The 12,917-nt window shown below is 65.8% G+C and carries 10 protein-coding genes (1 of these 10 cut by a window edge); 8 read left to right on the top strand and 2 right to left on the bottom strand.

The window, feature by feature from the left end:
* Positions 1–23: 23 nt before the first annotated feature.
* A complete protein-coding gene (locus AC0J42_RS27560) occupies positions 24–911 on the bottom strand; it encodes a polyprenyl synthetase family protein (protein ID WP_473004623.1) in 888 nt (295 codons plus the stop codon).
* Positions 908–1,150: an exodeoxyribonuclease VII small subunit gene (locus AC0J42_RS27555; RefSeq protein WP_027982047.1), complete on the bottom strand. Its 243-nt coding sequence runs from the start codon at positions 1,148–1,150 to the stop codon at positions 908–910. The genes AC0J42_RS27560 and AC0J42_RS27555 overlap by 4 nt, the downstream gene beginning before the upstream one ends.
* A 175-nt stretch (positions 1,151–1,325) precedes the next feature.
* Between AC0J42_RS27555 and AC0J42_RS27550 the strand changes: the two genes are divergently transcribed.
* From AC0J42_RS27550 to AC0J42_RS27515, 8 genes are all read left to right on the top strand, one after another.
* Complete coding sequence (locus AC0J42_RS27550) at positions 1,326–2,546, top strand: putative DNA modification/repair radical SAM protein (protein WP_416427090.1); 1,221 nt, start codon at positions 1,326–1,328, stop codon at positions 2,544–2,546.
* On the top strand, positions 2,543–3,367 hold the full coding sequence (locus AC0J42_RS27545; protein ID WP_473004622.1) for a TIGR03915 family putative DNA repair protein: 825 nt from the start codon (positions 2,543–2,545) through the stop codon (positions 3,365–3,367). Before AC0J42_RS27550 ends, AC0J42_RS27545 begins: the two co-directional genes overlap by 4 nt.
* A gap of 136 nt (positions 3,368–3,503) precedes the next feature.
* Positions 3,504–4,292, top strand: a complete 789-nt coding sequence (locus AC0J42_RS27540; protein ID WP_416427088.1) for a YfaP family protein — start codon at positions 3,504–3,506, stop codon at positions 4,290–4,292.
* Positions 4,293–4,328: 36 nt separating this feature from the next.
* A complete protein-coding gene (locus AC0J42_RS27535) occupies positions 4,329–6,041 on the top strand; it encodes a DUF2138 domain-containing protein (protein ID WP_473004621.1) in 1,713 nt (570 codons plus the stop codon).
* The gene (locus tag AC0J42_RS27530) at positions 6,026–6,667 is read left to right on the top strand and encodes a DUF1175 domain-containing protein (protein WP_416427479.1); all 642 of its coding nucleotides are present in this window, start codon (positions 6,026–6,028) and stop codon (positions 6,665–6,667) included. Before AC0J42_RS27535 ends, AC0J42_RS27530 begins: the two co-directional genes overlap by 16 nt.
* Positions 6,664–11,223 (top strand): alpha-2-macroglobulin family protein, encoded by a 4,560-nt coding sequence (locus AC0J42_RS27525; RefSeq protein WP_473004620.1) that lies wholly within the window; start codon positions 6,664–6,666, stop codon positions 11,221–11,223. Before AC0J42_RS27530 ends, AC0J42_RS27525 begins: the two co-directional genes overlap by 4 nt.
* Positions 11,223–12,866 carry a DUF2300 domain-containing protein gene (locus AC0J42_RS27520; protein ID WP_473004619.1) on the top strand — a complete coding sequence of 548 codons (1,644 nt, stop codon included), beginning with the start codon at positions 11,223–11,225 and terminating at the stop codon, positions 12,864–12,866. Before AC0J42_RS27525 ends, AC0J42_RS27520 begins: the two co-directional genes overlap by 1 nt.
* 3 nt (positions 12,867–12,869) lie before the next feature.
* Positions 12,870–12,917, top strand: the 5' portion of a protein-coding gene (locus AC0J42_RS27515; protein WP_473004618.1) for a YfaP family protein. It continues 768 nt past the right edge of the window; 48 of the gene's 816 nt are visible here — the first part of the coding sequence; it begins with the start codon at positions 12,870–12,872; its stop codon lies off the right edge, out of view.

Here is a 12,917-nt window from a genome sequence, read left to right as displayed (position 1 = left end):
CGTCGGGGAGTCAGCGCCGCTGTTCAACTGCGACGTTCGACAATGTAGCGGGCCAGTTCGCGCAGCGGCTCGGCCGCCTCGTCGAATGGCTGCAAAGCCTCCAGGGCCTGGTCGCGCAACTGCAGCGCATAGGCCTTGGCCATGCCCAGGCCCAGCAGGGCCGGGTAGGTCGGTTTGTCGCGGGCGATGTCGGCGCCCTGGCGCTTGCCCAGGGTGGCGGTGTCGCTTTCCACGTCGAGGATATCGTCCTGGACCTGGAACGCCAGGCCGATCGCCTGTGCATAAGTCTTCAGCGCCTGGCGCTGCGCCGGGTTGGCGCGGCCACTGGCCAGGGCGCCCAGTTGCACGCTGGCTTCGATCAGCGCGCCGGTCTTGTGCCGGTGCATCAGCTCCAGCGCGCCCTGGTCGAGCTTCTTGCCTACCGAGCCGAGGTCGATGGCCTGGCCACCGACCATGCCGCCGGGGCCTGCGGCCTGGGCCAGGGCCATGGCCATCTGCAGGCGCACGGCTTCACCCTGTGGGCTCAGGCGCTCGTCCAGCAGGGCTTCGAAGGCCAGGCTCTGCAAGCCGTCGCCGGCCAGGATCGCGCAGGCTTCGTCGAAGGCCTTGTGGGTGGTGGGCTGGCCGCGGCGCAGGTCGTCGTCGTCCATGGCCGGCAGGTCGTCGTGCACCAGCGAGTAGGCGTGAATCAGCTCCACCGCGCAGGCCGCACCGTTGGCCTGTTCGGCCGGCGCGCCCAGCGCTTCGCAGGCGGCGTACACCAGCAGCGGGCGCACGCGCTTGCCACCGTTCATCACGCTGTAGCGCATGGCTTGGTAGAGGCGCGCCATCTCGGGCATGGGGGCATCGAACAGGCTGTTCAGGGCGCTATCGACGCGCGCCTGGCAGCTGGCCTGGTAAGTGCTGATCATTCGGGTTGTTCCGCATCAAAGGGCTCTTGCGTCAGCTCGCCGTCGCGCTCCAGCAGGATCTGCACCTTCTGCTCGGCCTGGGCCAGGGCGGCCTGGCAGTCGCGGGTCAGGCCGATGCCTTGCTCGAAGGCGGCCAGGGAATCTTCCAGCGACAATTCGCCGGTTTCCAGGCGTTCGACCAGCGTTTGCAGATCGGCCAGCGATTGCTCGAAATCCACGGAAGCTTTCTTACGGGCCATGGCGGCTCTCTCGACAGGAGTTGAAACCGCGCGACACTAGCAGAGCCGGGCGGCATGGGCAAATCAGCGGGTGCAAAACACTGTTGCGTTTCCCTTTACCCGGCTGTCGCAACGGGCTTGTGAACAGGCGGCTCTCGTTTTACTGTATATAAAACCAGTGCAGAGAAAAAGCCCCATGCAGCTGATCGAGAAACTCAGCATCCTCGCCGACGCCGCCAAGTATGACGCGTCCTGCGCCAGCAGTGCTGCGCCCAAGCGCAGCTCCGAAGGCAAGGCCGGGCTGGGCGCCACCGACGGCATGGGCATCTGCCACAGCTACACGCCCGATGGCCGTTGCGTGTCGCTGCTGAAAATCCTGCTGACCAACTTCTGCCTGTTCGACTGCCAATACTGCGTCAACCGCCGCTCCAGCGACGTGCCCCGCGCACGCTTCACGCCGGAGGAGGTGGTGACCCTGACCCTGGACTTCTACAAACGCAATTGCATCAGCGGGCTGTTCCTGAGCTCGGGCATCATCCGTTCGGCGGACTACACCATGGAACAGCTGATCCGCGTGGCCAAGCTGCTGCGCGAGGAGCACCAGTTCCGTGGCTACATCCACCTCAAGACCATTCCCGAGGCCGACCCGCTGCTGATCGAGGAGGCCGGGCGCTACGCCGACCGCCTCAGCGTCAATATCGAACTGCCTACCGACGCCAGCCTGCAGACCCTGGCGCCGGAGAAACAGGTGGTCTCCATTCGCCAGGCCATGAATACCATCCACGTGGGCCGCGAAGCCGTGGCCAACGAGCCCAAGGCGCCCAGCTTCGCGCCGGCAGGGCAGAGCACGCAGATGATCGTCGGCGCCGACGACACCGACGACAGCACCATCCTGCACAGTGCCGAAAGCCTGTACGGCAACTTCAAGCTCAAGCGCGTCTACTACTCCGCGTTCAGCCCCATCCCCAACAGCCCCAAGAGCGTGCCGCTGGCGGCGCCGCCACTGATGCGCGAGCACCGCCTGTACCAGGCCGACTTCCTCCTGCGCGGCTACGGCTTCAAGGCCGGGGAACTGTTCCAGGGGCCGGGCCACCTGGCGCTGGACATCGACCCCAAGCTGGCCTGGGCGCTGGAGCACCGCGATGTGTTCCCCCTCGACCTCAATCGCGCAGAGCCTGCGCTGATCGCGCGCATTCCCGGCATCGGCATTCGCACCACCCAGCGGCTGGTGGAGCTTCGCCGGCAACGGCGCATTCGCTATGAAGACTTGACGCGCCTGCGCTGCGTGCTGGCCAAGGCCAAGCCGTTCCTGATCACCAGTGACTACCACCCGCACCAGGCGGAAAGCAGCAGCCTGGCCCTGCGCGAACAACTGCGCGACCGGCCAGCGCCGCAGCAGATGGGGTTGTGGGGATGATCACCCTCGACTGCGACGACCTGTTCGCCACCTGGCGCCAGCAGGCGCGCTGGCTGCTGAGCCATCAGGTAGACCCCAGCGAGGTCAGCTGGGAGGTCGCGGACCTGTTTGCCTCTGATCGGGAGCTGCCGGCATCGCCCGGCCCATTCCAGGCGCGGGTGCCGCTGGCCCTGGCCGAACAGTTGGAAACCGCCGCGCGCTACCGTGGCAAGCAGCGCTGGAGCCTGTTGTACGAGGTGTTGTGGCGGGTCAGCCATGGCGACCGCACGGCCATGCTGCCGGGGGACAGGCTGGGCAGTGAGTTGCACCGGCGCATCAAGCAGGTCTCGCGCGAAGCGCATCACCTGCATGCCTTCGTGCGCTTCGTGGCGCTGCCCGCTGCAACCGAGAATGCCGGCCAACCCGAATACGTGGCGTGGCACGAGCCGGCCCATGACATCCTGGAAAGCGCCAGTGCGCACTTCATCGGCCGCATGGGGCGCCACCGCTGGTTGATCGCCACGCCGCGCGACGGCGTGTACTACGATGGAGAGGCTTTGCATTACCAGCGCCAGTGCCCGCCAGCCTGGCAACAGCTGGCGCAACAGGTGGAAGACCCCCACGGTGAGTTGTGGCTGACCTATTACAGCCACATCTTCAACCCGGCGCGGCTCAACACCCGCGCCATGCAGGGGCACCTGCCCAGCCGGTTCTGGAAGCACTTGCCGGAAGGGGTATTGATACCAGGGCTGATCAGCGAGGCGCGTACCGGCAAGCAGCGGGACGGGCAGGCCAGTGCCATCGGCAGCCGCCAGGGCAAGCGGATACTGCCAGGCCGGTGAGCACTGGTCGACATTTCCACGCTGTGGCCGATTGTTAAACCAGGGGCGAGCCGCTACTCTTCGCGCGCCCTGAAAACGGGCCATAAAAAGTGTCGCCGGACCTGACACCCACCACCACGCATTGCAGGAAGCACACATGCGATTTCTTATCGGGCTGAGCGCCGTGTTCTGGGCGTCCGCCACCCTGGCTGACACCTCGGCCACGCTTGATGGCCCCACGGGAGGCTGGCGTTACTTCGGCCTGCTCGACCGCACCGAGAACCCGCGCGTGGCGTATCCCACGCCGCCCATCGACCGTGGCATCCAGCGCAACCGCAGCATGATCGAGGGCCAGATCAAGGCCACCTCGGCGCAGCGCCAGCCTCACACGCTGGCGGTGAATGGCAACGCCCTGAGCCTGTACACCGACGACGATGGTCGCTTCGCCCGGCCCTACGCCTTCGGCGCCGGTTCCAACAGTGTCGAGGTGCGCAGCAGCGAAGGCAAGTCGCTCAAGCGCGTGCAATTCTACGAAGCCAACGACCAGCGCACGCCAGCGCGCATTCGTATCTTCCTGGCCTGGGACGACCCCAAGGCCGAGCTCGACCTGCACATCATCACCCCCGACGGCCAGCATGCCTTCTACGCCAACCCGGTGCTCAGCAACGGTGGTGGCCTGGACACCGACAGCGTCGACGGCCCGGGGCCGGAGATGTTCACCATGACCGCGCCGATGCACGGCACCTATCTGGTCTACGTCAACTACTGGGGCAACTACAGTAATGGTGGCTATAACTTTGAGGAGCACGCCAACCAGAACGAGGTCATCACCTCGGAGATCAACCTGGTGCTCAACGAAAACACCGTCAACGAAAAGCGCGAGAGCTTCATCGTGCCCTTGCGTGCCATCGGCGACCTGCTGCTGGTCAAGACCTTCACTTATTGAACCCTGCACCGCATGGATGAATCGGGCTTTGCGAACATGAGCGAAACGACAGCTGTACCAGCCGCCACCCCGGCACCCTCCACCGGCAAGCGCCGCAACCTGTTGCTTGCCGTCGGCCTGTGCCTGGTGGCCGCCGTCGCGGGCGGCCTGGGCTGGTACCTGCACAAGCCCAAGCTGCCGGCCATGGCGCTGGCCATGGACCAGTTCGGCCTCAGCCGCCCGGACGCGCTGCTGGAAACCCGCTCGCTCAGCCAGTTGCCCCGCGACCTGCTCAGCGTGCCGTTCCTGCGCGAAACACTGACCGAGGACTTCGTCTTCTATTACGAGACCCATGGCGACCGCCTGGGCTTGATCGGCAGCCTGCGGCGCATCATCTACGAGCATGACCTCAAGCTGCAGGACAACCTTATCGAGGCCCTGTTCGACCAGCCGGCCGACGTCGCCTTGTGGCGCGGCGCCGATGGCCGGCTCAAGGACTTCCTGTTGGTGATGGACCGTGGTGGCCTGGCCAAGGTGCTCGAACCGCTGGCCCACGTGGCCCTGGATGACCAGCAGTTGAGCAAGGCCGGCGAGCTCAAGGTGGGTGGCGAAACAGTGCCGCTCTATCGCCTGGCCTACAACGCCAGCAAGTCGCTGTTGTTCGCCTCCCGTGGCGACAAGCTGGTGGTGCTGTCCAATCCGGACAAGCTCTATGACCATGACGCCAATGGCGACGTCGCCCCGGGGGCGGTGTCCAGCCAGGCCCTGGCGGCGTTGCTCAGCGGCAACCAGCTGTTCCCCGAGGCCTTTGGCCTGCAACCCATGGAGGCCGGGCTCAAGCAGCGCATCGCGATCAACTCAAGCGTGCTTGCCATGGGCTACCAGCGCTTTATCCCCACGTTTGCCGGCGTTCGCCTGGAGATGGACGACAAGGGTTGGCACAGCTACCTGGCTTTGGACGAGACCGACAACGCCCCGGACCTCGACTTCAACCCTATCTGGCAAGCCATGCCCGTGGGTGCCAGTGCTTGCGTGGCGTTGCCCCTGGCCGCCGAAGCCCAGCAGCCGTTGCTGGTGAAACTGGGGGCTAACGAGCAGACCGCCAAGGCACTGACCGGGCACATGACCGGGGCGGCCGGCCTGTGCTGGTACCCCGACTCGCACCTGTACACACCGTTGCTGGTCGCCGGCCTCGACACGGCGGACGGCAGCAAGCTCGACGCCAACCTGGGCACCCTGTTCGGCGGCATGGTGGGCGCCTGGGAAAGCAAGGTGCCCGGTGGCCAGTTCCCGGTCAGCGAGCAGACGCCGCCCCAGGGGCACCAGTGGCAACGCCAGGTCAGTTCCAACTTCGGCCAGTACCGCAACCGTGATGCCGAAAAACCTGACAGCATCACCGGCAAGGGCTTCTTCAAGGTCAGCCTGGCACGGCATGGTTCGACGCTGCTGTTCTCCCTCGACGACCAGTTGGTGGACAAGGCCATGGGTGCCCTGGACAAGCACGTCGCGCCGCTGGCCGACATCGCCCCCAAGGATGCGCTGATGTCCGTCTACCTGGGCCCCGATTCCCTGGCGCAGCTGATGCAGCAGGAGACCTTCGACAGCCTGCCCCAGGACATGGAGCCGGTGTTCCGCAACGCCGCCCAGACCCACCTGGTGCCCAAGCTGCAGAAGCTCGCTGGCTACGGCAAATATGCCCTGACCCTGCCCAAGGGCAGCGAGCCCGACGGCCATTGGCAATGGCTGCCCCTGCAATGGCGCGCCCTGTGAAAACCATCGGCCTGGCCCTGCTGGCGCTGTTGTTCAGCACCCGGTTGCTGGCCGCGCCCACGCCTGGGCTGGATGCCCAGCAGAGCCAGGTGTTTCGCGCCTGGTTCGTGCGCATTGCCCAGGAACAACTGGTCCAGGGCCCCAGCCCGCGTTGGTACCAACAGGACTGTGCCGGCCTGGTGCGCTTCGCCGCCAACGAGGCGCTGAAGGTCCATGACGACAAGTGGCTGCGCGCCAACGGCCTGTCCAACCGCTACCTGCCGCCCGAGCTGGCGCTCACCGACGCCCAGCGCGCTTTGGCGCAGCAGTGGCAGCAGGGCGGCGGCAAGGTCGGGCCCTACGTCAACGCCATCAAGCTGATCCAGTTCAACAGCCACCTGGTAGGGCGCGACCTGAATCAGGCGCGTCCCGGCGACCTGATGTTCTTCGACCAGGGTGACGACCAGCACCTGATGATCTGGATGGGCCGCAACATCGCCTATCACACCGGCACCACCACCCCCACCGACAACGGCATGCGCTCGGCAAGCGTGCAGCAACTCATGACATGGAAGGACACCCGATGGATACCCGACGCAGCCAACCCGAATTTCATCGGTGTGTATCGGCTCAATTTCCTCCGATGAGGGCTGCCCTGGTGGTGCGCCTGTGCCTGTGGCTGTTGTGCCTGCTGGCGCCCGTTGGCCTGGTGCAGGCCGACGACTCGGTGCCGGCCAGCGACTACGCGCCGCTGGCCGGTGAAAGCTTCTTCCTGCTGGCCGACAGCAGCTTCGCCACCGACGAGCAGGCCATGGTCCGCCTCGAAGCCCCCGGCCGCGACTACCGCCGGTTTCGCATGGAGCCCTACGGCGGCGCCGACATCCGTGTGTACCGTATCGACCAGCCGCTGGAGTTTCTCAAGCGCCAGAAGAATCTGCACCGGGTTGCCAGCGAGGGCCAATTCAAAGGGGAGGGCCTGTCCAACACCCTGGCCTACCTGTGGGACAACTGGTACCGCAAGTCGCGGCGGGTGATGCAGCGTGCCTTCACCTACGAGTCGCGCAAGGAAGTCACCGACCAGGTGCCGGAACTGAAGATGGGCAACGTGATTGCTGCGCCCACCCAATACGATGCCCAACCGCAGTACGCGCCAATTCCCGGCCTGCCGCTGGTCACCCAGTTCCGCTATCCGCTGTGGCAGGCCAAGCCGATCCAGCCGCCCAAGGGTGTCGACCTGGCTGGCTCGTCCAGCGAGTTCATCAGCGTCGCCCCGGGCAACGTCTATATTCCGCTGGGCAAGCTGAAGCCGGGGCTGTACCTGGTGGAGGCGCTGATCGGTAAATACCGCGCCACCACCGTGGTGTTCGTCTCCAACACCGTGGCGGTCAGCAAGATTGCCGGTGATGAGCTGCTGGTGTGGGCCGCGCGCAAGCACGAAGGCAGCTCGGTGCCCAAGGTCAAGGTGCTGTGGACTGACGGCTTGGGCGTAATGAGCAGTGGCGAGACCGATGCCGATGGCCTGCTGCGGCTCAAGCACGCCAGCCCCGAGCGTTCCTACGTGATCGGCGAGGATGCCGAGGGCGGGGTGTTCGTCTCCGAGAACTTCTATTACGACAGCGAGATCTACGACACCAAGCTGTATGCCTTCACCGACCGGCCGCTGTACCGGCCGGGTGATTGGGTGTCGATGAAAATCGTTGGCCGCGAATTCAAGAACGCTCGCGATTCGGTATCGCCGGCCGCCGGGGCGGTGCACGTCAGCGTGATCGACGCCGCTGGCACCACCCTGCAAGGCATGGACTTGAACCTGGATGGCAAGGCCGGCACCCAGGGCCGTTTCCAACTGCCGGACAATGCCGTCGCCGGCGGCTACGAGCTGCGGTTCACCTACCGCGACCAGACTTACAGCAGCGCCTTCCGGGTCGCCGAGTACATCAAGCCGCACTTCGAGATTTCCCTCGACCTGGCCAAGCAGGACTTCCGCACCAACGAACCCGTGAAAGGCAAGCTGCTGTTGATGTACCCCGACGGCAAGCCGGTGGCCAACGCACGCCTGACCCTCAGCCTGCGGGCCCAGCAGTTGTCCATGGTGGAAAACGAACTGCAGTACCTGGGCCAGTTCCCGGTGGAGCTGACCAGCACCGAACTGACCACCGACGCCAAGGGCTACGCCAGCATTGAGTTACCTGCGGCCGAGAAGCCCAGCCGCTACATGCTCACCGTGTTCGCCAGCGACGGTGCCGCCTACCGGGTCAAGACCACCAAGGAAATCCTCATCGAGCGTGGCGCGGCCCAGTACCAGCTTGCCGCGCCCGAGCGGTTCAGCGCGGTGGGCGACAAAGTTGCCTTCAGCTACCACAGCGAACAGCCTACGCCCATCAAACCTTCGGCCTATACCTGGGTGCGTCTGGAAGACCAGACTACCGGCGGCAGCAAGCTGGCGGCGGGTGACAATGGCTTCAGCCTGGCCTTCGATCGCCCGGGCACCTACAACCTCAGCCTGGTCGACGAGCACCAGCGCATCCTCGGCGCCACTGGCCATTCGGTGACCGGCGACGGCGTCAAGGCCGTGCCGGGCACTGTGGAGATCGTTCTCGACAAGGCCGAGTACAAGGCAGGCGACGAAGCGCTGGCGCTGGTCACCTTCCCCGAGCCGGTCAGCGATGCCCTGCTGTCGCTGGAGCGCGACAAGGTCGAGGCCACGGCGCTGCTCACCAAGGGCGGCGACTGGCTGAAGGTCGACACCATCAGCCCCACCCAGTACCGCGTGCACATCCCGGTGAAGGACACCTTCGCCCCCAACCTGACGTTCTCGGTGCTCTACACCAAGGGCGGCGAATACAGCTTCCAGAACGCCGGCATCAAGGTAGTCGCGCCGCAGATCGACATCGCCATTGCCACCGACAAGGAACAGTACCAGCCGGGCGACACCGTGACGGTCGACCTGGGCACCCAGTACGTTGGCAAGCCGATTCCCGCGCACCTGACGGTCAGCGTCGTGGATGAAATGGTCTATGCGCTGCAACCGGAGATCGCCCCCGGCATCGACCAGTTCTTCTACCACCCACGGCGCAACAATGTACGCACCAGTGCCAGCCTGTCCTTTATAAGCTACGACGTCGCCTTGCCCGGCAGCCCGGCAGCGCCCGGCAAGGCCAACCGCAGCGAGCGCGGCGTGAAGGTGCTGGAACGGCCCCGTCGCGAAGACGTCGACACGGCTGCCTGGCAGCCGGAACTGGTCACCGACGCCAACGGCCACGCGCGCTTCACCTTCCGCATGCCTGACTCGCTGACCCGCTGGCGCATCACCGCGCGGGCGATTGCCGACGATGGCCAGGTGGGCCAGCGGCAGCAGTTCGTGCGCTCGGAAAAACCGCTGTACCTGAAATGGAGCGGGCCAACCCGTTTCCGCGCCGGCGACCATCCCGACCTGGGCCTGTTTGCCTTCAGCGCAGCCGAGCAGCCGGTGAAGGCTGACTTGCTGGTGCACGCCTTCGGCCAGGAGCAGCGCCTGCCGCTCACGCTCAACAAAGGCATCAACTACATCCCGCTACCCGCCTTGGGCAACACCGGCCAAGCCGGCAGCGCCGATTTGAGCGCTGAACTGCAGCAGGAGGGCAAGACCCAGGATGCCCTGGCAGTGCGCATCGATACCGTCGCCGACGGTTGGCAGACCGTGCACACCCAGGCACTGGACGTCAGCGCCGGGGATATCCCGCTGACCCTGCCACTGGATGCCAGCAACCTGCGCCTGCGCCTGGATGACAGCCCGCAGGCGCTGTTCCGCGCCAGCCTCGACGACCTGCTCGAATACCCGTGGGGTGGGGTGGAGCAAACGGCCAGCCAGCTGTTGCCGTTGAGCATCGCCTATCCATCGTTGACTGCTGACACCAGCGTGCGTGACCGCTTGCGCCTGATCCTGCAGAACAGCCGCCTGCGCCTGATCCAGATGGCCGGCCCGGAAGCGGCGTTCACCTGGTGGGGCGAGGACCTGGCACCGGACGCCTTCCTCACGGCATACGCCTACTATGCCGACTGGCACGCCAGCAAGGCGTTGGGCCTGAGCCTGCCGCCAGACCACTGGCAGCGAGTGATGGACGTGTATGGCAAGCAGGCCGCGACCACGCCGTTGCTGCAACGGGCGCTGATCCTGTCGTTCGCCCGGGAAATGCAGTTGCCGGTCAACACCTTGGTCAGCGGCCTGATGGACGAGCTGGCCAAGGCCGGCCCGGGGGCCAATGCCAGCCTGCTCGATGACGGTGAGGACAGCGTCGTCATGGGCGCGCCCGACTCGGCCCTGGGCCTGGCCAGCGCGCGCGTGCTGACCGCCGCCCTGGCGCAGCAGAACAAGGTCAGCCAACCTGAAGCCTTCACTCGCCAACTGGAGGATGCCCGCCAGCGCGTGGCCACCAGCGGCCAGCCGTTCGCCGTGGCACTCGACCTGTCGCTGAAACCGATCAATGCCGACCAGGCGCGTGACTTGCTGCAGCGTCTGCTGCCGCAGCAGTCCACCCTGGAGCGCGCGCTGGCGCTGACCTGGCTGCAGAATGCCCTGGCCCAGGCGCCCAAGGGCAGCTCGCTGGCACCCGGTGCGGACTGGCACGCAGGGCAGGGCACCACCGGTAGCGCATTCTGGCAGTGGCAGGGCAAGGCGGTGCCGACCGCGCTCAGCTTGAGCGGCACCAGTGAGCGGCCCGTGCGTGCGCTGTTGACCTACAACAGCAAGCAGGCCACGCCTGACGACCTGCCCGTGGTGGTCAAGCGTCGCCTGCTGCGGCTGGTGCCAGGCGACGAAGCGTTCACTTTCAAGCTGGAAACCGTTGGCGACAAACCGTTGGCCAGCGACAGCCTGTACCTGGACGAGATCACCATCAGCACCAAGGGCCAGCCGCTGCGCTACGGCATGCTCGAAGTGCCGCTGCCGCCGGGTGCCGACGTCGAGCGCACCACCTGGGGTATCAAGCTGACGGGGCAGGGCGCTGCCGATGCCGCGCCACTGGAAAAAGCACGCTTCGAGCCGGGGCAACTGGCCTACGGTATTGCCGTGGATAGCCTCAGCGGTGAGCTGCGTTTCCGCCACCTGGTGCGCTTCTCGCAGAAGGGTCAGTTCAACCTGCCGCCGGTGCGCTACACCCAGTTATACGCACCCCAGCACAAGGCTGAAGAGAAGAAAGCGGCGCTTGGGCAGGTCACGGTCAAGTGATGCGCTTCTATATAGGGATGCTGCTGTGCCTGTGCTCGCTGATGTCGCAGGCAGGAGAGGCACCGTTGCGCCTGGCCTGGTTGAATGGGCAGGGCTATGAACTGGTGCAGTTCAACCGTACCCAGCTCGTCAGCCGCGAGCCGTTGGCCGGCGACCTGCAGACCCCGCTGGGCAGCCTGTGGAAACTGTTTGTCTACGCCTGGCTGGTGGACACCGACCGGCACGAGGCGGCCTACGACTGCCAAGGCCAGGATCGCGACGAGGTCTATTGCTGCACGCCAGGCGGGAGCATCGCGCGGGACCAGGCGTTGGTGCACTCCTGTGGGCTGTACTTCGCCCCCGCGCGCTTGCACATAGACCCGTCCCAATGGCGCAGCTACTGGCAGGCGCGCAACGCACCCGCCTGGCTGGCCGACATTGCCCAGCTGCAACCGCAGACCCGGGTGCCGGTCGCCCAGTTGCTCGACAGCCTGCGCACGTTGCCGGCCCAGCAGCAGGCCAGGCAGTTGTTGCTGGATGTGGTGCTCGATGCTGGCGATGGCCAGGCAGTGGGCAGCCTCGGTGGGCGCTTGCGGGTCAAGACCTGGAGCTGGCTGGCCGATGGCGACGCCAAGGCGCGGCAGGGTGGCTTTGCCGGGTGGTTGCAGGATGGCACGCCCGTGTGGGGCGGGGGGCCGGGCACCAGCCAGATGGTCCTTCGCCATTACGCCGATGTGCTCGGTGGCTTCCTGCCCGCGCCTTGGCCCCTGGATGCTGGGCGTTGCGTGGAGGTTGAGCTGTTTGCCCGTTACCCCCTCAAAAGCGTGCTTGCCGCTAGCGGCAGTCCAGCCCCTGACGGAGTGCTGCAGGGGCATTACCGAGCCGTCTTCAGCAACGGCAATGACCTGGACATCGACAGCAGCGGCGACCTCTACCTGCAACATGGCAATGGCGAACCACGGCTGGTCGCCCGGCTGGATCGCGAAGAGTACGTAGCCCGGGTGCTACAGCGCGAAGCGAAGAGCCAGCCAGCGGAAGCCGCAAAAGCGTTGGCGGTGGCGATTCGTACCTACCTCTTGCAGAACGCCGGGCGCACTGGCGACTGCCTGAGCATCGAGGACAGCAGCAGTCGCCAGCGGGTAGCGCCGCGCGCGGCCAGTGAAGATGCTCGTCGTATGGTCGCCTGGACCAGCGACCTGGTGCTGGCCGGCAGCCCGGTCACCTATCACTCCGACACGCCGGGGCCGGACAAGCTGTCCTGGGCCCAGGCGGTGCAGCAGGCTGATAGCGGCCTGCGCTACGACACTATCCTGCAACGTGCTTACCCCCGTGCGAGCCTCAGTCGTTGGGACAATCCCGTGGCATCCTGCGAAACGCTGCCCGCAGCCAAAACCTGGCTGATGAACCAGCGCCGTCAGTGGCGGCCTACGCTGGATAGCGAAGTGGGCTACAACGAAATCAGCACTTTCGCCGTATGCCGCCTGGGGTACGGACGCCCGTACGTGGACCGTGAGCGCCAGCGCATCTATGTGCGCGGCGTGCTCACCCTGCAGGATCGGCTCGACCTGACTCATGAATACCTGCACCTGGCGTTCGAAGCCCACCCCAACGGCCAGGACGAACACTACATTGAAGGGCTTGCCCGCCACTTGCTCCTGGACTAGGCCATGACACCGCGTATCTCAACTATCGCCCTGTTCCTTGGCGCCGTGCTG

It is taken from the genome of Pseudomonas sp. Tav-5-1A, assembly GCF_055755055.1.
This window is presented reverse-complemented; position numbering and strand designations above follow the sequence as displayed.

What these genes read in the sequence shown, in the direction of transcription:
- AC0J42_RS27550 (WP_416427090.1), top strand. Translation starts at nt 1,326, where the DNA reads ATGCAGCTGATCGAGAAACTCAGCATCCTCGCCGACGCCGCCAAGTAT.
- AC0J42_RS27545 (WP_473004622.1), top strand. Translation starts at nt 2,543, where the DNA reads ATGATCACCCTCGACTGCGACGACCTGTTCGCCACCTGGCGCCAGCAG.
- AC0J42_RS27520 (WP_473004619.1), top strand. Translation starts at nt 11,223, where the DNA reads ATGCGCTTCTATATAGGGATGCTGCTGTGCCTGTGCTCGCTGATGTCG.
- AC0J42_RS27540 (WP_416427088.1), top strand. Translation starts at nt 3,504, where the DNA reads ATGCGATTTCTTATCGGGCTGAGCGCCGTGTTCTGGGCGTCCGCCACC.
- AC0J42_RS27525 (WP_473004620.1), top strand. Translation starts at nt 6,664, where the DNA reads ATGAGGGCTGCCCTGGTGGTGCGCCTGTGCCTGTGGCTGTTGTGCCTG.
- AC0J42_RS27535 (WP_473004621.1), top strand. Translation starts at nt 4,329, where the DNA reads ATGAGCGAAACGACAGCTGTACCAGCCGCCACCCCGGCACCCTCCACC.
- AC0J42_RS27560 (WP_473004623.1), bottom strand. Translation starts at nt 911, where the DNA reads ATGATCAGCACTTACCAGGCCAGCTGCCAGGCGCGCGTCGATAGCGCC.
- AC0J42_RS27555 (WP_027982047.1), bottom strand. Translation starts at nt 1,150, where the DNA reads ATGGCCCGTAAGAAAGCTTCCGTGGATTTCGAGCAATCGCTGGCCGAT.
- AC0J42_RS27530 (WP_416427479.1), top strand. Translation starts at nt 6,026, where the DNA reads ATGGCGCGCCCTGTGAAAACCATCGGCCTGGCCCTGCTGGCGCTGTTG.